19 protein-coding genes are annotated in these 21,083 nt (G+C 60.0%); 7 read left to right on the top strand and 12 right to left on the bottom strand.

All coding sequences use genetic code 11. The features are described from left to right. Positions 1-90: 90 nt before the first annotated feature. The 8 genes from WA225_RS26000 to WA225_RS25965 all read right to left on the bottom strand — a co-directional run bounded on the left by WA225_RS26000 (position 91) and on the right by WA225_RS25965 (position 7,391). Positions 91-306 (bottom strand): TOBE domain-containing protein, encoded by a 216-nt coding sequence (locus WA225_RS26000; RefSeq protein ID WP_003229256.1) that lies wholly within the window; start codon positions 304-306, stop codon positions 91-93. A 32-nt stretch (positions 307-338) separates the two neighbouring features. Continuing rightward, positions 339-1,145, bottom strand: coding sequence for an aliphatic sulfonates ABC transporter ATP-binding protein (ssuB, locus tag WA225_RS25995; RefSeq protein ID WP_422610194.1), 807 nt, complete (start codon positions 1,143-1,145; stop codon positions 339-341). Further along, entirely contained in the window at positions 1,142-1,924 is a 783-nt protein-coding gene (ssuC, locus tag WA225_RS25990; RefSeq protein ID WP_003229260.1) for an aliphatic sulfonate ABC transporter permease SsuC, read from the bottom strand. Before ssuC ends, ssuB begins: the two co-directional genes overlap by 4 nt. An 8-nt stretch (positions 1,925-1,932) precedes the next feature. After that, the gene (gene ssuD / locus WA225_RS25985) at positions 1,933-3,081 is read right to left on the bottom strand and encodes an FMNH2-dependent alkanesulfonate monooxygenase (RefSeq protein WP_018928626.1); all 1,149 of its coding nucleotides are present in this window, start codon (positions 3,079-3,081) and stop codon (positions 1,933-1,935) included. Between the two features lie 26 nt (positions 3,082-3,107). Further along, a complete protein-coding gene (locus tag WA225_RS25980; protein WP_422610193.1) occupies positions 3,108-4,073 on the bottom strand; it encodes a sulfonate ABC transporter substrate-binding protein in 966 nt (321 codons plus the stop codon). 90 nt (positions 4,074-4,163) lie between these two features. Then, positions 4,164-4,757, bottom strand: a complete 594-nt coding sequence (gene ssuE / locus WA225_RS25975; RefSeq protein WP_008085340.1) for an NADPH-dependent FMN reductase — start codon at positions 4,755-4,757, stop codon at positions 4,164-4,166. 319 nt (positions 4,758-5,076) lie between these two features. Beyond that, complete coding sequence (locus WA225_RS25970) at positions 5,077-5,715, bottom strand: peroxiredoxin (RefSeq protein ID WP_007913831.1); 639 nt, start codon at positions 5,713-5,715, stop codon at positions 5,077-5,079. A gap of 296 nt (positions 5,716-6,011) precedes the next feature. Continuing rightward, a complete protein-coding gene (locus tag WA225_RS25965; protein WP_422610192.1) occupies positions 6,012-7,391 on the bottom strand; it encodes an OprD family porin in 1,380 nt (459 codons plus the stop codon). Positions 7,392-7,755: 364 nt separating this feature from the next. Here WA225_RS25965 and tauA point away from each other — a divergent pair, with 364 nt between their 5' ends. Beyond that, positions 7,756-8,745: a taurine ABC transporter substrate-binding protein gene (gene tauA, locus WA225_RS25960; protein ID WP_422610191.1), complete on the top strand. Its 990-nt coding sequence runs from the start codon at positions 7,756-7,758 to the stop codon at positions 8,743-8,745. 115 nt (positions 8,746-8,860) lie between these two features. Here the strand turns inward: tauA and argA are convergent, their stop codons facing one another. Further along, positions 8,861-10,162 carry an amino-acid N-acetyltransferase gene (gene argA / locus WA225_RS25955; RefSeq protein WP_064116338.1) on the bottom strand — a complete coding sequence of 434 codons (1,302 nt, stop codon included), beginning with the start codon at positions 10,160-10,162 and terminating at the stop codon, positions 8,861-8,863. Between the two features lie 272 nt (positions 10,163-10,434). Continuing rightward, positions 10,435-11,592, bottom strand: coding sequence for an acetylornithine deacetylase (argE, locus tag WA225_RS25950; protein WP_422610190.1), 1,158 nt, complete (start codon positions 11,590-11,592; stop codon positions 10,435-10,437). A gap of 155 nt (positions 11,593-11,747) precedes the next feature. Between argE and WA225_RS25945 the strand changes: the two genes are divergently transcribed. Continuing rightward, a complete protein-coding gene (locus tag WA225_RS25945; RefSeq protein ID WP_422610189.1) occupies positions 11,748-13,118 on the top strand; it encodes an inorganic triphosphatase in 1,371 nt (456 codons plus the stop codon). A 136-nt stretch (positions 13,119-13,254) separates the two neighbouring features. Here the strand turns inward: WA225_RS25945 and WA225_RS25940 are convergent, their stop codons facing one another. Beyond that, entirely contained in the window at positions 13,255-13,719 is a 465-nt protein-coding gene (locus WA225_RS25940) for an Lrp/AsnC family transcriptional regulator (protein WP_016983809.1), read from the bottom strand. 126 nt (positions 13,720-13,845) lie between these two features. On the opposite strand from WA225_RS25940, the gene WA225_RS25935 reads away from it, so the two are divergent. The 5 genes from WA225_RS25935 to WA225_RS25915 all read left to right on the top strand — a co-directional run bounded on the left by WA225_RS25935 (position 13,846) and on the right by WA225_RS25915 (position 17,906). Beyond that, complete coding sequence (locus WA225_RS25935; protein WP_422610188.1) at positions 13,846-14,184, top strand: hypothetical protein; 339 nt, start codon at positions 13,846-13,848, stop codon at positions 14,182-14,184. Between the two features lie 92 nt (positions 14,185-14,276). After that, positions 14,277-16,061 (top strand): GspE/PulE family protein, encoded by a 1,785-nt coding sequence (locus WA225_RS25930; protein ID WP_422610187.1) that lies wholly within the window; start codon positions 14,277-14,279, stop codon positions 16,059-16,061. 90 nt (positions 16,062-16,151) lie between these two features. Next, a complete protein-coding gene (locus WA225_RS25925) occupies positions 16,152-17,072 on the top strand; it encodes an SPFH domain-containing protein (RefSeq protein ID WP_064116343.1) in 921 nt (306 codons plus the stop codon). A gap of 3 nt (positions 17,073-17,075) precedes the next feature. After that, entirely contained in the window at positions 17,076-17,519 is a 444-nt protein-coding gene (locus tag WA225_RS25920) for an NfeD family protein (RefSeq protein ID WP_422610186.1), read from the top strand. A 66-nt stretch (positions 17,520-17,585) separates the two neighbouring features. Next, positions 17,586-17,906: a DUF2388 domain-containing protein gene (locus WA225_RS25915; RefSeq protein WP_176470061.1), complete on the top strand. Its 321-nt coding sequence runs from the start codon at positions 17,586-17,588 to the stop codon at positions 17,904-17,906. 186 nt (positions 17,907-18,092) lie between these two features. On the opposite strand, the gene gcvP is transcribed toward WA225_RS25915, so the two are convergent. Further along, on the bottom strand, positions 18,093-20,966 hold the full coding sequence (gcvP, locus tag WA225_RS25910; RefSeq protein WP_422610185.1) for an aminomethyl-transferring glycine dehydrogenase: 2,874 nt from the start codon (positions 20,964-20,966) through the stop codon (positions 18,093-18,095). Positions 20,967-21,083 lie beyond the last annotated feature (117 nt).

Below are 21,083 nucleotides of genomic sequence, written 5' to 3'. Positions count from 1 at the left end.
CCCTAGAGGCATTCCCACGCGGAGCGTGGGAACGATCACAAAAAACCCCGCAGGGCTCACGCCCTCCGGGGTTGTTTTTTACTCACCGGCTTACAACTTGGCGATCGACACCTCGGTGGATTTCACAAAGGCGATCACTTCGCTGCCCACCACCAGTTCCAGCTCCTTGACCGAACGGGTGGTAATCACCGAAGTGACGATGCCCGAAGCGGTTTGCACGTCGATTTCCGACAGCACGTCGCCGAGGACGATTTCCTTGATCGAGCCTTTGAACTGGTTGCGCACGTTGATGGCTTTGATAGTCATGGCATTGATTCCTGTCGTTGATAAAACTTGAGTTATTGCGCCCAACGCAGTTGCGTAGGCAGTGGTGAAACAGGCTCCGGCTCCGGCGGCTCGCCAGGCAGGGACAAAACTCGGTTGAGCACTTCGGTTTCCAGCGCCGCCAGCCGATGCGAACCACGCACTCGTGGGCGCGGCAGTTCGACATGCAGATCAAGACCGACTTCGCCGTCCTCGATCAGAATCACCCGGTCGGCAATCGCCACCGCTTCGCTGACGTCGTGGGTCACCAGCAGCACCGTGAAGCCGTGTTGCTGCCAGAGACGTTCGATCAGTTGCTGCATTTCAATGCGGGTCAGCGCGTCCAGTGCGCCGAGCGGTTCGTCGAGCAGCAGCAGACGCGGTTGATGGATCAGCGCCCGCGCCAGTGCGACGCGTTGTTTCTGTCCGCCTGATAAGGCCGCCGGCCATTCATTGGCGCGATCGGCCAGACCGACCGCTTCCAGCGCATCCAGTGCTTGCTGACGCCAGTTGCCCTTGAGGCCGAGCCCGACGTTGTCGATGATCTTTTTCCACGGCAGCAGACGTGCCTCCTGGAACATCAATCGGGTGTCTTCCCGCGCATCGCTGAGTGGCGCAGAACCGGCGAACAAGTCACCGCCAGTCGGTTGATCTAGCCCCGCGAGCAGGCGCAGCAAAGTACTTTTGCCACAGCCACTGCGCCCGACCACGGCGACGAATTGCCCCGCCGGAATGTGCAGATCGATGTCACGCAGCACTCGCCGCGCGCCGAAGGTTTTCTGCAGGTTGCGCACCGCCAGCGGGATGCCGCGCAGCAGGCGTGGAGGTTGTTGAGCAGTCATGCCGCACCTCCTTTGGCAACCTGATAAGCCGGGTGCCAGCGTAACCACACACGCTCAAGGCCACGCGCCGCAAGGTCGGCGAGTTTGCCGAGCACCGCGTAAAGCAGGATCGCCAGCACCACCACGTCGGTCTGCAAAAACTCGCGAGCGTTCATCGCCAGGTAGCCGATGCCGGAGCTCGCGGAAATGGTTTCGGCGACAATCAGCGTCAGCCACATAAAGCCCAAAGCGAAGCGCACGCCGACCAGAATCGAAGGCAGTGCTCCCGGCAGAATCACTTGCCAGAACAGGCTGAAACCGCTCAGGCCATAACTGCGCGCCATCTCCACCAACGCTGGGTCGACGTTGCGGATGCCGTGATAAGTGTTGAGGTAGATCGGGAACAACGTGCCCAGCGCCACCAGAAAAATCTTCGCCGACTCGTCGATGCCGAACCACAGGATCACCAGCGGAATCAGCGCCAGGTGCGGCACGTTGCGGATCATCTGCACCGAACTGTCGAGCAGGCGTTCGCCCCACTTCGACAGGCCGGTGATAAAGCCCAGGACCAGACCGATGCTGCCGCCGATGGTGAAACCGAGTGCCGCGCGCCAGCCGCTGATCGCCAGGTGCGTCCAGATTTCACCGCTGCGCACCAGGCTCACGCCGGCTTCGATCACCGCCACCGGTGCCGGCAGAATCCGTGTCGACAACCAACCGGCCGATACCGACAACTGCCACACCGCCAGCAACAACACCGGCAACGCCCAAGGCGCGAGGCTGTGGATGATTTTCTTCATGGCGCGCCTCAGCTTTGCGACGCGGCTTTGGGAAGAATGTCGTTGGCGACCATCTCGCCGAACGGGCTGACATAACCGGCGCTTTTCGGCAGTTCCGGACGCTCGATGTCGAGGTGCGGGAACAGCAGTTCAGCGACGCGGTACGACTCTTCCAGGTGTGGATAACCGGAGAAGATGAAGGTGTCGATGCCCAGATCGGCGTATTCCTTCACGCGAGCGGCCACGGTCGGGCCATCGCCGACCAGCGCCGTACCGGCACCGCCGCGCACCAGACCGACGCCGGCCCAGAGGTTCGGGCTGACTTCGAGGTTGTCGCGACTACCGCCATGCAGCGCAGCCATGCGTTGTTGACCGACCGAATCGAAACGCGCCAGCGAAGCTTGGGCGCGAGCGATGGTGTCGTCGTCCAGATGCGAGATCAGCCGGTCCGCCGCTTGCCAGGCTTCAGCGTTGGTTTCACGGACGATCACATGCAGACGAATGCCGAAGCGCACAGTGCGGCCGAGCTTGGCGGCTTTGGCGCGGACTTGGGCGATCTTCTCGGCAACCGCTGCCGGTGGCTCGCCCCAGGTCAGAACCATTTCTACCTGTTCAGCGGCCAAGTCCTGCGCCGCTTCGGACGAGCCACCGAAGTACAGCGGCGGACGCGGTTGCTGGATCGGCGGATAGAGCAATTTTGCGCCCTTCACACTGATGTGCTGACCGTCGTAATCGACGGTTTCACCTTCCAGCACTCGGCGCCAGATACGAGTGAATTCCACCGAGGCTTGATAGCGTTCTTCGTGACTGAGGAACAGACCGTCGCCGGCCAATTCTTCCGGATCACCGCCGGTTACCAGATTGAACAGCGCCCGCCCGCCAGACAGGCGATCAAGGGTCGCAGCCTGCCGCGCCGCGACCGTCGGGGAAATGATCCCGGGGCGCAGGGCAACGAGGAATTTCAGGCGCTGGGTCACCGGGATCAGCGAGGCCGCCACCAGCCACGAGTCCTCGCAAGAACGCCCAGTCGGAATCAGCACACCGCCGAAACCCAGACGATCCGCCGCTTGCGCGACCTGTTGCAGATAACCGTGGTCGACGGCGCGAGCGCCTTCGGCGGTGCCAAGGTAATGGCCGTCGCCGTGGGTAGGCAGGAACCAGAAGATATTGAGGCTCATGGAGTGGTCTCCTTGGGGATTCGAATTTACGGCGCTTTAGCCACAGCGGCCGGTGGTGTCCAGATCACGTCCTTGATGCTCAGCGGCTTGGGAATCAGCTTGAGCTGGTAGAACGTGTCAGCGATTTTTTGCTGCGCGGCGACCACTTCCGGGGTCAGGAACAGCGCGCCGTAACCCTGGCGTTTCACCGAGGTCAGGGTGATGTCCGCCGGCAGACCGAGCAGCGGCGCGACTTGTTGGGTGACGTCTTCAGGGTTGGCTTTCGACCACTCGCCGACGGCGCGCACTTCTTCCACAAGGGTCTTGATCACCTGAGGATTTTTCTCTGCGTATGGCTTGGTCGCGAGGTAGAACTGGTGGTTATCGACGATGCCTTTGCCGTCGCGCAGGGTGTGCGCTTGCAGTTGTTTCTCGGCGGCGGCCTGGTACGGATCCCAGATAACCCAGGCATCGACACTGCCACGTTCGAACGCAGCGCGAGCATCGGCGGGCGGCAGGAATACGGTTTGAATGTCGGTGTATTTGAGGCCAGCATCTTCCAGCGCACGCACCAGCAGGTAGTGGACGTTGGAGCCTTTGTTCAGCGCGACTTTCTTGCCCTTGAGATCGGCCACCGATTTGATCGGCGAGTCCTTCGGCACGAGGATCGCTTCGCTGTTCGGCGCTGGTGGCTCGTAGGCGACGTAGAGCAGATCGGCGCCGGCAGCCTGAGCGAAGACTGGCGGAGTTTCGCCGGTGACACCGAAGTCGATCGAGCCGACGTTCAGGCCTTCGAGCAGTTGCGGGCCACCGGGGAATTCAGTCCATTGCACGTCGACGCCTTGGGCGGCCAGACGCTTCTCCAAAGTCCCTTTGGCTTTGAGCAGCACCAGCGTGCCGTACTTCTGATAACCGATCCGCAATGTCTCGGCTTGAGCTTGAGTGATGGCGCCGAAGGTGACAGCCGCAGCAAACAGAGCGACCAGACCACGACGCAAAAATACAGTGCGCATAGCGCTCTCCTTTTTGCTGTTGGGTTTTGGCTGCACCTGCTTAACCGTTAGCGGCTGAGTAAGGTGAAGTACATCAAGTTCGGGTGTGGCTTAAATGCTCCAGCGAGCACTCAATAAACGTTCGTTCAGCAGGCCCGGTTCCAGCGGTTTCGGCCGGCGGGCCATGGCGCCGACAAACTGATCCAGCGCTTCATGCAGGCGCTGCTCCAGCGCTGGTGCCAGTTGTGCTGCGGCACTGCCTTCGCCGTAAGCGATCTGGCTGTCCTCGGCGAAAATCCCCTGGAGCATTTCCTGGGCTTTCAATGCCGACAACACAGGCTTGAGGGCGTAATCGACCACCAGCATGTGGGCGATGCTGCCTCCCGTGGCCATCGGCAAGACAATCTTGTGATTGAGGGCGCGCTCGGGCAGCAGATCCAGCAGGGTTTTCAGGGCGCCGGAGAACGACGCTTTGTAAACCGGCGTGGCGATCAGCAGGCCGTCGGCGTTTTCAATCTGTTGCAGCAGGTCGAGCACCTTAGGGCTGTCGAAGCGGGCGTGGAGCAAATCCTCGGCCGGGAAATCCCGAATCTGATAACTCACCACTTCCACCCCTTGCTGCTGCAACCAACGTTGCGAGCGCTCCAGCAGCACTCCGGAACGGGAGCGCAGGCTGGGGCTGCCACCGAGTGAGACGACCAGCATTGAGACGATTCCTTAAGCGTTACAGGCGATTCGCGGGTTGCGATCTCGCTTCAATGGAGTTGACCTTACCAGCTGATTTATATATCCATAAATCATATTTATTCATTTGGTTATGCGTTTTGGAGATATACATTCCAACAAACAACGGCCGAAAAAAAAGGCCGTCGAAACGGCCTGAAATCCCCTGCTTAGTAGCTACCACTGATCGTTCCCACGCTCTGCGTGGGAATGAATCCATGGACGCTCCGCGTCCACTGTGACGCAGAGCGTCACGGGCGGCATTCCCACGCTGAGCGTGGGAACGATCTGCCCAAGAAGATCACTTGTTCGGCTGTGGCGTCAGGCGCAGGTACGGCTTCACCGCGCGATAACCCTTCGGAAAGCGCTGCTTGATCTCTTCCTCATCCTTGAGCGACGGCACAATCACCACCTCTTCACCGTCCTGCCAGTTGGCCGGGGTCGCTACCTTGTAGTTGTCGGTGAGTTGCAGCGAATCGATCACCCGCAAAATCTCGTGGAAGTTGCGCCCGGTGCTCGCCGGATAAGTGATGGTCAGGCGAATTTTCTTGTTCGGATCGATGACGAACAGCGAACGCACGGTCAGCGTGTCGTTGGCGTTCGGGTGGATCAGGTCATACAGATCCGAGACTTTGCGATCGGCATCGGCCAGGATCGGGAAGTTGACGACAGTGTTCTGCGTTTCATTGATGTCTTCGATCCACTTATGGTGCGAATCCACCGGGTCGACCGACAGCGCGATGGCTTTGACGCCGCGTTTGCTGAACTCATCCTTTAGCTTGGCGGTGAAGCCCAGCTCCGTGGTGCACACCGGGGTAAAGTCCGCCGGGTGGGAGAACAGCACGCCCCAGCTATCGCCCAGCCATTCGTGGAAACGAATCTTGCCAGCGCTGGAATCCTGTTCGAAATCGGGGGCGATGTCGCCGAGTCTGAGGCTCATGGTGCTGCTCCTGATGAGTTGTTCGAGACCTCAACTGTAGCCCGGGATTTGCCATCATGAAAAAGAATAAATAATCAGATATCTAGATCATAAGTGAATATTAAACATCTGTTCACTGGACGCTCGGCGGCATCCCGACGAACATCGGTCGCAAGGTTCGAGAAGGCCTTGAGTTGCTGTAAAGAGGGGAATTTCGGGGAGGGCTTACGGGGGTGAGCCTGACTCGAAAACGCAAAAGCCCCGTCCGGCGCGATGCCGGACGGGGCTTTTTTTCATCCGCGAATCGAGACGCGCTATTACAGCAGCGGGATCGAGTAGCTGACGATCAGGCGGTTTTCATCCTGGTCACGCTGACCTGGGATGTCGTTGCGCCACATAGCGTTTTTCCACATCAGGCCCAGGTTCTTCAACGGACCTTCTGGTACGACGTAACCGACGGTCAGGTCGCGTTCCCACTCGGAACGGCCGCTACCCGACTCTGGATAAGGACGAGTGCCCGATACTGTGTCGATGTTGTCGCCACGCAGGTAGACCAGACCAGCAGTCAGGCCTGGTACGCCGATTTTGGCGAAGTCATACGAGTAGCGTGCTTGCCAGGTGCGCTCGCCGGCACGGCCGAACTTCTGGATTTGCATGTCGGTGATGGTGTAGTTCGAGGAGCCGTCGCCCTGGTTCAGCCAAGGGAAGTCGCTGCTACCGTTGGAAACCTGGTAACCGCCACCGAAAGTGTGACCAGCAACGGTGTACAGGAACAGGCCGCTGTACAGGTTGTTGTCGACTTTGCCTTTGCCGCTTGCAACGCCGTCGTAGTTGCCCGAGCTGTAGTACAGCGGGTCGTGACCGTTGGCACCGTCGTCGGAGCTGTTGAAGTAACGCAGGTCAGACTTCAGCACGCCCGGGCCGATTGCCCAGTTGTGGACCAGACCCAGGAAGTGCTGCTTGTAGAAGTCTTCCAGATTGCCGTAGTAGTACTGAGCGGTCAGGTCTTTGGTGATTTTGTAGTCACCACCGGCGTAAATGAACTTGTTGCTGTCACGACCAGTGATGGTGTGCGCGTTTGCGCCGCCAATCGACAGTTGCTCATTGTTGCTGGAGTTACGACCTTTCACGGCTTCGATCTGACCGCCAACCAGCGTCAGGTCTTTGATGTCGCCGGAAGTGATCTGGCCACCCTGCCAGGTTTGTGGCAACAGACGACCGTCGTTGGTCACGATTACCGGGTTCTTCGGCTGCAGAGTACCCAGCTTCAGTTCGGTCTGGGAAATCTTGGCTTTGGCAGTCAGGCCCAGGCTGGAGAAGTTATCAACGGCTTCGCCGTTGGACTTGCTCGGGAACACAGTGCCGCCATAGGACGTCGAGGTGGCGCCGTTGGTGCCGCCACCCGAATCCAGACGCACGCCCAACAGGCCGATGGCGTCGATACCGAAGCCGACGGTGCCTTGGGTGTAGCCGGAGATGAAACGCAGATCGAAGCCTTGGCCCCATTCTTCGTTCTTGCTCTGCACGCCAGCACGCTTGTTGGCAGCAGTGCCAGCAGCGCTGTCACGGTTGTCAGTGTTGATGTAGAAGTTACGCAGCCCCAAAGTAGCTTTGCTGTCTTCGATGAAACCGGCGGCGCCTGCCTGCTGCGCCATAACCCCTACGGCCACAGCCAGGGCCAAGGTGGACTTGTTCATGTAAAGCTCCTCTCGTTTCTAATTCTTGTGTTCCTGGCCCGGGGTCTGATGCCCTGGATCCTAAGATGCGCGATTAGCGCCAGACCGTGACTGACAAGTCAATCGTAACCTTGTGTGTCTACGACCAAGGTCTAATCGCAGTGATTTGGTCCGTGCAGAGTAAAGATTTCCTGATAAACCCAAAAAGAATTTATTCATTCTTTTTCATATCATTTCGGAATATGGCCAGTATCTTGCCATCTTCGCCGGGATACAGCGTATCGGCGACTAAGCTCATTCCTAAATGGTATTTGTTAGCCTTTTTTTATATCGATTAGCTTTGGCGTAACCCCGAATCGTCAAACCCTATCGAAAAGGCGACGCCATGATGGCCAAACGCGCACTATCTAGTCAATTTGTTACAGTTTGTGTGTCAGCAATCATTTCTTTTTCTGCCCATGCCGCCAACCTCACGGTCGGCTATCAAACCGGCATCGACCCGAGCAAAGTCCCTCAGGCTGATGGCGTCTACGAGAAAACCATCGGCGAGAAAATCGACTGGCGCCGCTTCAACAGCGGCCCGGAAGTTGTGACAGCCATCGCTTCCGGCGATGTGCAGATCGGCAACCTCGGCTCCAGCCCGTTAGCGGCTGCCGCTTCTCGCAATCTGCCCATCGTCGCGTTCATCGTTTCGGCACAGATCAATGCCGCCGAAGCCTTGGTGGTGCGCAACGGCAGCGGCATCAACACTCCGCAGGATCTGGTTGGCAAAACCATCGCCACGCCCTTCGTTTCCACCTCCCACTACAGCCTGCTCGGCGCGCTCAAGCACTGGGGCCTGGACACCTCGAAAGTCAAAGTGGTGAACCTGCAACCCGCAGAGATCGCCGCTGCGTGGAAGCGTGGAGATATCGATGGCGCGTTTGTCTGGTCGCCGGCGCTGGGTGAAATCCGCAAGACCGGCAAAACCCTGACTGATGCCGCGCAGGTCGGCCAGTGGGGCGCGCCGACTTTCGAGGTTTGGGTCGCGCGCAAGGATTTTGCCGAGAAGCATCCTGAGGTTGTCGCGAAGTTCGCCAAGGTTACGCTGGACTCATTCGCCGATTACGCGGCGCATAAAGACAGCTGGACGGCTGACTCGGTGCCGGTGCAAAAAATCGCCAAACTGACCGGTGCCAATGCCGCCGACGTGCCGGAATTGCTCGCGGGGTCAGCGTTCCCGGATGCCAAGGCGCAGCAAACCACGGCGCTGCTGGACGGCGGCACGGCGAAGGCGATTGGCGAGACGGCGAAGTTTTTGAAGGAACAAGGCAAGGTTGAAACGGTGCTGCCGGACTACTCGCCGTATGTCAGCGCGAAATTCATCACCGAGTAATTGATCGTTCCCACGCGCGGCAAAGGAATGCAGCCCGGGACGCTCCGCGTCCGATCAAAAGCCGAACGCGGAGCGTCCGTTGAGGCATTCCCACGCAGAGCGTGGGAACGATCGATCACAGGGTCTTTTCGAAGATTTTCGAATTACGCTGAAAGTTGTACAGCGAAGCCCGCGCTGCCGGCAGGCGTTCAACGCTGCTCGGTTCGAACCCACGCTCGCGGAACCAGTGCGCGGTGCGGGTGGTGAGGACGAACAAGGTCTTCAAACCCTGCGCCCGTGCGCGGGTTTCAATGCGTTCCAACAGTTCATCGCCGCGACCGCCATGGCGATACTCCGGGTTCACCGCCAGGCACGCCAGTTCGCCGGCATCGGAATCGGCAATCTGATACAGCGCCGCACAGGCGATGATCATGCCTTCACGCTCGACCACGCTGAACTGCTCGATCTCACGCTCCAGCACTTCGCGCGAGCGACGCACCAGAATCCCCTGCTCTTCCAGCGGACTGATCAAGTCGAGCAAGCCGCCGACGTCTTCAATCGCTGCTTCACGCACCAGTTCGAATTGCTCTTGCGCGACCAGCGTACCGCCACCGTCACGGGTGAACAGTTCGGTCAGCAGCGCGCCGTCTTCGGCGTAACTGACGATATGGCTGCGCGCCACGCCGCCACGGCAAGCCTCGGCCGCAGCATCTAATAGTTCCGCCTGATAGTTGCTGCTGCCCAGACGCTGCAAATGTGCCGGCACCTGTTGCGGGCGCAGTTCGCGCACCAGTTTGCCGTTTTCGTCGATCAGGCCCAGGTCAGCACCGAACAGCAGCAGCTTGTCTGCGCCCAGGTCGATGGCGGCGCGGGTGGCGACGTCTTCGCAGGCGAGATTGAAGATTTCACCGGTCGGCGAGTAGCCCAGCGGCGACAGCAGCACGATCGAACGCTCGTCGAGCAGACGATTGATACCCTTGCGGTCAACCCGGCGCACTTCGCCGGTGTGGTGATAGTCGACACCTTCCAGCACGCCAATCGGCCGCGCCGTGACCAGGTTGCCGCTGGCCACACGCAGACGCGAGCCCTGCATCGGCGACGACGCCATGTCCATCGACAGCCGCGCTTCGATAGCGATGCGCAACTGACCCACCGCATCGATCACACATTCCAGCGTTGCCGCATCGGTGATGCGCATGCCGTGGTGGTAGTGCGGCGTCAGGCCGCGGGCGGCGAGACGGGTTTCAATCTGTGGACGCGAACCGTGCACCAGCACCAGACGCACGCCGAGGCTGTGCAACAGGACGATGTCGTGAACGATGTTGCCGAAATTCGGATGCTCCACGCCGTCGCCGGGCAGCATGACGACGAAGGTGCAGTCGCGGTGGGCATTGATATAAGGAGACGCGTGACGAAGCCAATTGACGTATTCGGGCATGAACCTGGGCCTGTAATAAATAGCAGCCGGAAATAGGGGCGAAACGGAAAACGCACAGCGGGCTGATGGTTATCGTCGGAACAGGCTTGGCGACACGCGCGCTCTCCTCATGAATACGGGTTGGGGTGCTGGCAATTTACAGCGTTTGATCGAGCAAAACACAATCCTTGTGGGAGCGAGCTTGCTCGCGAAAGCGGTGTATCAGATACATTAATGTCGACTGACCCGCCGCCTTCGCGAGCAAGCTCGCTCCCACATGGACAGTGTTCAATTCATAGAACTTTGTCCGGGGTCAGGCAGTAATGTTCAATCAGTTGCCGTAATAGATGCACGGTAGGCTGCAAACGTGACATTTCAAGGTATTCGCCGGGCTGATGCGCACAAGCAATGTCGCCGGGGCCGAGCACGATGGTTTCGCAGCCAAGGCGCTGAAGATAAGGCGCTTCGGTGCCGAACGCTACTGCTTCGGCGCTATGCCCGGTGAGCTTTTCGGCGATGCGCACCAATTCGGCGTCTTCGGCCTGCTCGAACGACGGCACTTCCGGGAACAATGGCTTGTAGTCGATCTTCACCTGATGCCGCTCAGCCACCGGATTGAGCTTGCGCAGAATCTCCGCGCGCAGGACTTGCGGGTCCATCCCCGGCAATGGCCGCAGATCGAACTCCAGCGAACACTGGCCGCAAATGCGGTTGGGGTTATCGCCACCATGGATGCAACCGAAGTTCATCGTCGGTTGCGGCACGCTGAATTGCGGGTTGTTGAATTCACGTTGCCACAACAGGCGCAGGCCGCGCAGTTCGCCGATCGCATCGTGCATCGCTTCGAGGGCGCTGTGGCCCAGACGTGGATCCGACGAATGGCCGCTCTGCCCGAGAATGTCGATGCGCTCCATCATGATGCCTTTGTGCATGCGGATCGGCTTGAGCCCGGTCGGCTCGCCGATCACCGCCGCACGACCCAGCGGACGCCCGGCCTCGGCCAGCGCGCGGGCGCCGGACATCGAGCTTTCTTCGTCGCAGGTGGCGAGGATCAGTAACGGTTGCTTGAACGGCTGATCAAGCAGCGGCAGCACGGCCTCGATGATCAAGGCGAAGAAGCCCTTCATGTCGCAACTGCCCAAGCCGACCCAGCGGCCATCGACTTCGGTGAGCTTCAGCGGATCGGTCTGCCACAACGCATCGTCGTACGGCACCGTGTCGCTGTGCCCGGCCAGCACCAGCCCGCCGGGGCCGCTGCCGAAACTGGCGAGCAGGTTGAATTTGCCGGGACTGACCTGCTGGATATCACAGTTAAAACCCAAGTCACCCAGCCAGCCGGCGAGCAAATCGATCACCGCGCGGTTGGACTGATCAAGGTTCGGTTGGGTACAGCTGACCGACGGCGCGGCGATCAGCGCCGCGAACTGGTCTTGCATGGATGGCAAAGGCATCGCTGACTCCAACTCCCGATTTGAAGTCCATCATAGAACCATCCGGCGTCAGGAATAAACCGTCGCAGGGCGTAGGAAGTTTGAGTCCTGTACACTGCACGGCCTTGGCAGCCACATATTCCCCGGCTGCGCTCCCGATCCTGGATTTTCCGGCCATGCAGAAAGAAACCGAAATCAAACTCCGCGTCAGCCGCGAAACCCTCGCCGCCCTGCGCGAGCACCCGTTACTGAAAAAACGCAACAAAAGTGGCTGGGAACGCCGTGAGTTGATGAACCAGTACTTCGACACCCCCGAGCGCGATCTGGCTCAGGCCAAAGTCGCCCTGCGCCTGCGCAAGGACGGCGACGAAGTGATTCAGACCCTCAAGACCCGTGGCCAGAGCGTCGCCGGGCTGTCCGAACGTAATGAATACGACTGGAAGTTGCCGAAAGCCAAGCTCGACGTAAAGAAACTCGACGGCGAATGCTGGCCCGAGTCGCTGGCCGAACTGGACAAGAAAACCCTCAAGCCGATCTTCACCACCGATTTCGTCCGCGAGCGCGCGGAAATCGCCTGGGGCCGTGGCAAGAGCAAAGTCGTTATCGAAGCCGCGCTGGATCTCGGTCACGTGGTGGTCGGCAAGCAGAAAGAAGAAATCTGCGAGCTGGAACTGGAACTGCGCGAAGGCGAGCCTGCCGCGCTGCTGGAACTGGCGGCCGAGCTGGCTGAAACCCTGGCGCTGATGCCGTGCGACATCAGCAAGGCTGAGCGCGGTTATCGTCTGTACGACGCCAACAGCTACTCGCTGAGCCTGCCGGCGCCGGAGCTGACCCCGGAAACCCAACTCGACGACGCCTTCGCCGCACTGAGCTGGCACTTGCTCGGCAGCAGCCAGCGTCTGGCGGAACAGTACCGATTCAACGGCCACTGGCGCCTGTTGCTTGACTGGGTCGAAAGCCTCGCGGAAATGCGCGCCCTGTTGAGCAGCCTCGGCCAGGCCGCGCCGCGTCAGTCGACCCACGACTTGCGCGTCGCGCTGGATGCCTTGCTGGAAGACTGGCGTCCACTGGTGCAGGCCGGTATCGAAGACGAAGACGTGCGCAAAGCCGCACCGGAGCAGTTCCTCGAAGAACTCGAAGACCCGCGCTGGGGCTCGTTCTCGCTGAACACTTCGCGTTGGTTGCTGGCTCGCACCTGGACCGCTGATCGTAACGTACGTGGTAATCGTCAGGGCGGCGCGCAGTTGCACAGCTGGTTGCCGCGCACATTGGGCGAAGAAGCGACGGCCCTGCAATTGCAGCGCTACCAGCAGCAGCCGGAAGATCTGGCTGAGCAACTGCCGCGTATCGAGCGCATTCAGGTCTGGCTGCACCACGCACGTAACGTGCTGGACATCCCGGAAATGGATCGCCTGTACGGCGAACTGAACAAGCTGGCGCAACTGGCCAACGAGCCGACGATCACTGACGAACTGCTCGACGCGCGCAAGCATCAGGCGATTGCTGTTTACCAGAATCGCGCATGGAAAATGCTGCTGCGCATGTAACACCGCTTTCGCTGACAAGTCGAATCGTCGCACCGCAGCCCCCACAGGGTTCAGTGTTGGAATGCAGATTGTGTTCCAACACAAAACCTGTGGGAGCTGGCTTGCCTGCGATGAGGCCAGCAGCCTCTGCGCACTCTCAAACCGGCAAGCTGGTGGTGGACTTGATCTCCGACAACGCCACAATCGAATTCACTTCCTGAATCCCCGGCACCAGCGACAGCTTCTCGAAGAAGAAACGCTCATACGCCTCGATGTCCGCCGCGACAATGCGCAGCAAAAAATCCACCGCGCCCATCAGCACATAGCACTCCAGCACCTCCGGAAACCCACGAATCGCTTCGGTGAACTCAGTGAAGTTCGAACGCCCGTGGGCGTTGAGTTTGATCTCGGCAAAGATCTGCGTGTTCAGGCCAATCTTCTTGCGATCGAGCAAGGTCACCTGGCCACGGATGATCCCCTCCTCCTTCATCCGTTGAATCCGCCGCCAGCACGGCGATTGCGACAGGCCGACCTGTTCGGCGATCTGCGCGCTCGACAGCGAAGCATCCTCCTGCAGCAGGGCGAGAATCTTGCGGTCGTAACTGTCCAGCTCACTGTGCATAGAAAAACCTCAGATCGACAATCTTGCGAATTGATTCAATCGGTCATTCGCCAATAACGCCGATCATAGCCAAGAAATACCCCGCACCGAATGTAAAAATTCCTCCAGAGATTTTGGAGAATCGCCATGCCGCACCTCGAAGCCGTTACCACCCCGCCAACCCGCGCCGATGTCTGGAGCGTCAGCAACGCCCATTGCCTGGCGCAGTATCAGATTCTCGCCGAGGCTGAGCCGGATTTGCTGGTGCGGGTGCTCAACCTGTTCGCACTGCAGTGCCTCACGCCCGAGCAGGTCAACGTACAGCGCATGGACGATCTGCTGTCGATCGACCTGATCATGGGCGGTTTGAGCTGGCATCGCGCTCAAGTGATTGCGGAAAAACTTCGTAACCTGATCAGCGTCTGTTCGGTGAACCTGCAAAACGCCGACAGCGCCTGGGATGCGCCGGCACAAGCGGCGGGCTGACAAATCCGGCAACGGCTTCGTCGGGTAGTGGCCCAACGGTCGGTAGGGCCGCGACTATCCTTTTGCGCACTGTCGCTTAAAAGGAAGCCCGCATGTCCGTTCATTTCGCCACTCAGGACCGCTGGCTGGATCTCAACGATGTATTGCGTGAACTGGTCGCCCAAGGTTTTATCTGCCAGGACTCGGCGGAGCAGGCACTCAATGCCCGTCGGCGCCATGCCGCCCACGGCCAGATGCATCCGCTGGAATTCATCGCCAGTCAGCAGCTCGACGACTTAAGCCGTCCGGGCAAACACCTCGACCTGGAAAGCCTGACCCTGTGGCTGGCGCAACAGGCCGGCCAGCCGTATTTACGCATCGACCCGCTGAAGATCAATGTCGCCGCGATCACCCCGTTGATGTCCTACGCCTTCGCACAACGGCACAAGATTCTCGCGGTGGCGGTCGACCGTGATGCGGTCACTGTCGCCAGCGCCCAACCCTACGTCACGGGTTGGGAAGCCGATTTGACGCACGTATTGAAGCTGCCGATAAAACGGGTGGTGGCCAACCCGGCGGACATCCAGCGTTTCAGTGTCGAGTTTTTCCGCCTGGCCAAATCGGTCAGCGGTGCCAACAATGCTGATCAGCAGAGTGGCAACCTCGGCAACTTCGAACAATTGCTCAACCTCGGCGCCAGTGATCAGGAGCCGGACGCCAACGACGCGCACATCGTCAACATCGTCGACTGGCTGTTCCAGTACGCATTCCAGCAGCGCGCCAGCGATATCCACATCGAGCCTCGGCGTGAACAAGGCACGGTGCGCTTTCGCATCGACGGCGTGCTGCACAACGTCTATCAATTCCCGCCGCAGGTGACCATGGCAATTGTCAGTCGCCTGAAAAGCCTCGGGCGGATGAACGTCGCCGAGAAGCGAAAACCCCAGGACGGCCGGGTCAAGACCAAGACCCCGGACGGCGGTGAAGTGGAGCTGCGGCTTTCGACCCTGCCTACAGCGTTCGGCGAAAAAATGGTCATGCGGATTTTCGACCCGGAAGTGCTACTCAAGGATTTCGATCAACTGGGTTTCAGCGCCGATGACCTGCGCCGCTGGCAGGACATGACCCGTCAGCCCAACGGCATCATTCTGGTCACCGGGCCGACCGGTTCGGGCAAGACCACCACGCTGTACACCACGCTGAAAAAACTGGCGACGCCGGAAGTGAACCTCTGCACCATCGAGGACCCGATCGAAATGGTCGAGCCGGCGTTCAACCAGATGCAGGTGCAGCACAACATCGACCTGAGCTTCGCCGCCGGCGTGCGCGCACTGATGCGGCAAGACCCGGACATCATCATGATCGGCGAGATCCGCGACCTCGAAACCGCCGAAATGGCGATTCAGGCAGCACTCACCGGGCACCTGGTCCTGTCGACATTGCACACCAACGATGCGCCCAGTGCGATCAGTCGCCTGCTCGAACTCGGCGTGCCGCATTACCTGATCAAAGCCACCGTGCTCGGCGTTATGGCCCAGCGTCTGGTGCGCACCTTGTGCCCGCATTGCAAGGCACCACTGACACTGGCAGAAGAAGATTGGCAAGCCCTGACCCGCCCATGGCAGGCGCCGCTGCCGAGTAATGCCCAGCGCGCGATCGGCTGCGTCGAATGTCGCGACACCGGTTACCACGGCCGCGCCGGGGTTTACGAGATCATGCAATTGAGTGACAGCCTCAAGGCGTTCATCACTCCGGACACTGACCTCACGGCCATTCGGCGGCAGGCCTTCAAGGAAGGCATGCGCAGCTTGCGTTTGTCCGGTGCGCAGAAGGTCGCGGCCGGGTTGACGACGGTCGAGGAGGTGCTGCGGGTGACGCCGCAAAGCGAGCAGAAATAAGCAGAAATGAGCAGATAGCCATCAATCTGTTCTTAACGCCGGGCCACACCGTTACACTTGCGCCACTGATCTATCCAACAAGGAATCGTTATGCAGACCGGAAGTGTACTTTTACTGTTTGTGGCCCTGGCCATCGCCATCCTGTTCATGGGCTTCAAGGTCGTGCCGCAGGGCTTCGAGTGGACGGTCGAGCGCTTTGGTCGCTATACCAACACCCTCAAGCCGGGCCTGAACATCATCATTCCGGTGATGGACCGGATCGGGCGCAAGATCAACGTGATGGAAAGCGTGCTGGATATCCCGCCGCAGGAAGTCATCACCGCCGACAACGCCACGGTGCAGATCGATGCGGTGTGCTTTTTCCAGGTGGTGAATACCGCCCAGGCCGCCTACGAGGTGAACAACCTGGAGCACGCCATTCGCAATCTGCTGCAAACCAATATCCGCACCGTGCTCGGCTCGATGGAACTCGATGCGATGCTCAGCCAGCGTGACAACATCAACGAACGCCTGCTGCGCACCGTCGACGAAGCCACCGCGCCGTGGGGCATCAAGATCACCCGGATCGAAATCAAAGACATCAGCCCGCCTGCCGATCTGATGGCGGCGATGTCCGGCCAGATGAAAGCCGAGCGGATCAAACGCGCGCAAATCCTCGAAGCCGAAGGCCTGCGCGCCTCGGCGATCCTCACCGCCGAGGGCAAGAAACAGGCGCAGATTCTCGAGGCCGAAGGTAGCCGTCAGGCCGCATTCCTCGAGTCTGAAGCCCGTGAGCGTCAGGCCGAAGCCGAAGCTCAGGCGACCAAAGTGGTGTCCGAGGCCATCGCTGGCGGCAACGTTCAGGCGGTCAACTATTTCGTTGCACAGAAATACATCGACGCACTGGGCAAACTGGCTTCGGCCAACAACAGCAAAGTAATCCTCATGCCGCTGGAAGCCAGTTCGATGATCGGCGCCGTGGGCGGCATCGGCGAAATCGTCAAGGCGACCTTCGACGGCAAGAAGGCCTGAGTCATGCCCACCGAACTGTTCACCTTCTGGAGCTGGCTGGGGCTGGGCACCGTGTTGCTGATCCTCGAAGTGTTCGGGGCGGGCGGCTACCTGCTGTGGATCGGCATGGCGGCGGCCGCGGTCGGTGTCACCACGTTCGTATGGCCAACCCTGCCGTGGGAAGTTCAGCTGTTACTTTTTGCTGTGTTTTCGATCCTCACGGCGCTGTATTGGTGGCGACGCCAGCGCACAGCCGTGCGCCGCAGCGATCAACCGCTGCTGAACCTGCGTGGTCAGGAACTGATCGGCAAAGTGTTCGTGGTCAGTGAAGCGATTGTCGATGGTCGCGGCAAGATCAAGGTGGCCGATGGCGTATGGATCGCTCGCGGACCGGACACCGCGCTCGGCGAACGCGTACGCGTGACCGGGCAGCAAGGTGCGGTGCTGTTGGTGGAGCGCGCGGAATAGCCGGATACGGAACTGGATCGTGGAAATGACGATCCAACGCCGTAGTCAACCCCCAGGAGTCACCACATCATGCGTCTCAAACTTGCTGTTGCCACACTGGCCTTGCTGTCCCTTCCCGTTGGTTCGGCCATGGCGGACAGCTTCTGGCGTAATGTCATCTCGTCCGGTGCGACCACCGGTTCGACCTACCTGACGTTCAAGGATCACAAGCTGATCATCGCCGCGCAGGACGATGCCGGCAGTTTCGTTGCCAGTGACGGCAGCATTCGCGGCCCATATCTGGAAGCGGCGATGCAGAAAGTCCGCGCCGACAATCCGGGTCTGCAGGCCTCGGACATGGAACTGGCGAATGCGATTCTGGCGAAGAACGCCGTGGCTTCCGAGTAAGCCATCCGCCAACAAAAATGCCGCTCAAACGAGCGGCATTTTTTTGCCTGTCTTCTGAGACCAGCACAAAACCCTGTGGGAGCGAGCTTGCTCGCGAAGGCAATGTCACATTCACAATATGCGGCGACTGACACGCCGTCTTCGCGAGCAAGCTCACTCCCACAAGGACCGCATACAGTCTGGATGTCAGCGGTAATCATCGACCGGGACACAAGCACAGAACAGGTTGCGGTCGCCGTAGACGTTATCGACCCGGTTCACTGCCGGCCAATACTTGTGCGCCTTGCTGTGCGCATCCGGGGTGATGCCCTGCTCGATGCTGTAAGGACGTTCCCACACTCCGGTGACATCCGCCAAGGTATGCGGCGCCCGTTTCAGCGGGTTGTCTTCCGCCGGCCAATTGCCGTTCTGCACTTCGGTGATTTCTGCACGAATGCTCAGCATGGCGCCGATAAACCGATCCAGTTCAGCCTTGGATTCACTTTCGGTCGGCTCGACCATCAAGGTGCCCGGCACCGGGAACGACATGGTCGGCGCATGGAAGCCGTAATCCATCAGGCGCTTGGCGACGTCTTCTTCACTGATGCCGGTCTGCGCCTTCAACGGTCGCAGATCGAGAATGCATTCATGTGCCACGCGCCCGTTGCGCCCGGTGTACAGCACCGGGAACGCGCCGGATAAATGCTGCGCCAGGTAATTCGCCGCGAGGATCGCCACTTCGCTGGCATCCGCCAGTTGCGGGCCCATCATGGCGATGTACATCCAGCTGATCGGCAGGATGCTCGCACTGCCCCACGGCGCGGCGCTGACCGCACCGTTCTGCGCCAGCGGCCCGTCGATCGGTACCACCGGGTGGTTGGCGACAAACGGCGCCAGGTGCGCGCGAATGCCGATCGGGCCCATGCCCGGCCCGCCACCGCCATGGGGAATGCAGAACGTCTTGTGCAAGTTCATGTGCGACACGTCGGCGCCAATGTCCGCCGGCCGCGCCAGGCCGACCTGCGCATTGAGGTTGGCGCCGTCCATGTACACCTGACCGCCGTACTTGTGGATCACTTCGCAGATTTCGCTGATGCCCTCCTCGTACACACCATGCGTCGACGGATAAGTCGCCATCAGGCACGACAACTTATCCCCAGCCTCAGCGGCTTTGGCTTTCAAATCCTCCAGATCGACGTTGCCCGCTTCGTCGCACTCGACGATGACCACGCGCATGCCGGCCATCTGCGCCGACGCAGGGTTGGTGCCGTGAGCCGAGGATGGAATCAGGCAAATGTCCCGCGCGCCCTGCTGCCGGCTCTCATGATATTTACGGATCGCCAGCAATCCCGCGTATTCACCCTGTGCGCCGGAGTTGGGCTGCATGCAGATGGCGTCGAACCCGGTGATCGCGCATAACCAGCGCTGCAGTTCTTCGATCATCAACGTGTAGCCGACGGCCTGCTCGCGCGGCACAAACGGGTGCAGATGGGCAAATTGCGGCCAGGTGATCGGGATCATCTCGCTGGTGGCGTTGAGCTTCATGGTGCAGGAGCCCAGCGGGATCATCGACTGATTGAGCGCCAGATCCTTGTTCTCCAGATGTTTGAGGTAACGCAGCATCTCGGTTTCGCTGTGATGGGCGTTGAACACCGGATGGCGCAAATAAGGCGTGTTGCGCTGGAGGTTGTCGGGAATCCCTGAAACAAGCGCTTCAGCATCCAGTTCGTCGACGTTCAACCCATGATCGGCACCGAGCAGTACATCGAACAGCTTCGCCACGGTGTTTTCATCGCAGGTTTCATCAAGGCTCAGGCCCAAGCGACCACGACCAAGAATCCTCAGGTTGATCTGCGCCGCTTGAGCGCTTTCGATGATCGCGGTTTGCGCCCCCCCGACGTCCAGGGTGAGGGTGTCGAAAAACTGCGCATTGACCCGACTTATTCCTTTGCGCTCAAGCCCGGCCGCCAGAATACAAGTCAGCCGATGCACACGCTGAGCAATGCGTTTCAAGCCTTCCGGGCCGTGATACACCGCATAGAAACTGGCGATGTTGGCCAACAGCACCTGCGCCGTGCAGATGTTCGAGTTGGCCTTCTCGCGGCGGATATGTTGCTCGCGGGTTTGCAGGGCCATGCGCAGTGCGACGTTGCCCCGCGTATCCCTGGAGACCCCGATGATCCGCCCCGGGATCGCCCGTTTGTATTCTTCGCGACTGGCAAAAAACGCCGCATGCGGACCGCCATAGCCCATCGGCACACCAAAGCGCTGCGACGAACCGAACACCACGTCGGCGCCCAACTCACCCGGCGGCGTCAGTAATAACAAACTCAACAAATCCGTGGCGACGCAGGCCAGCGCCTGTTGTGCATGCAAGTGGTCGATCAATGGCCGCAGATCGCGCACCTCACCGTGGGTGTCCGGGTATTGCAGCAGCGCACCGAAGACCTGGTGCTGTTTCAAGTTATCCACAGTGTCGATGATCAGTTCGAAGCCGAAACCTTCGGCGCGGGTCTGCACCACGGAAATGGTCTGTGGATGGCAGTTCTCGTCGACGAAAAACAGATTGCTCTTCGACTTCGCCACGCGCTTGGCCAGGGCCATGGCTTCTGCCGCCGCCGTGGCTTCATCGAGCAGCGAGGCATTGGCCAGTTCCAGCCCCGTCAGGTCGATGGTCAGTTGCTGGAAATTCAGCAGTGCTTCGAGCCGGCCCTGCGCGATCTCCGGTTGATACGGCGTGTACGCGGTGTACCAGCCGGGATTTTCCAGGACGTTACGCAGGATGACGGTCGGCGTCAGGGTGCCGTGATAGCCCATGCCGATCAGGCTGGTCCAGAGCTGATTCTGCTCGGCATAACCGCGCAGTCTGGCCAGCGCCGCTGGTTCATCCAGTGCCGGTGGCAGATCGAGCGCGCGATTGAAGCGAATGCCCGGCGGCACGGTCTGTTCGATCAGTTCGACACGGCTGCCGAGGCCGAGACTGTCGAGCATCGCTTGTTGCTCGGCGGCATCGGGGCCGAGGTGACGGCGCAGGAAGGCATCGGGGTCGCGTAACTGGCTCAGGGACGGCAACTGGGACATGACGGGCTCTCTCTTGGCTGGCGCTCGGCGTCAATGCAACACGGTCAAACCAGCATAGCAGTCGATATCGGCGAGCACGGCTTGGCGGCCACGGGTGTTCCGGGCCATGCTGTGGTG

It is taken from the genome of Pseudomonas sp. (assembly GCF_049300855.1).
In the GTDB taxonomy this organism is placed as follows: Bacteria; Pseudomonadota; Gammaproteobacteria; order Pseudomonadales; family Pseudomonadaceae; genus Aquipseudomonas.
This window is presented reverse-complemented; position numbering and strand designations above follow the sequence as displayed.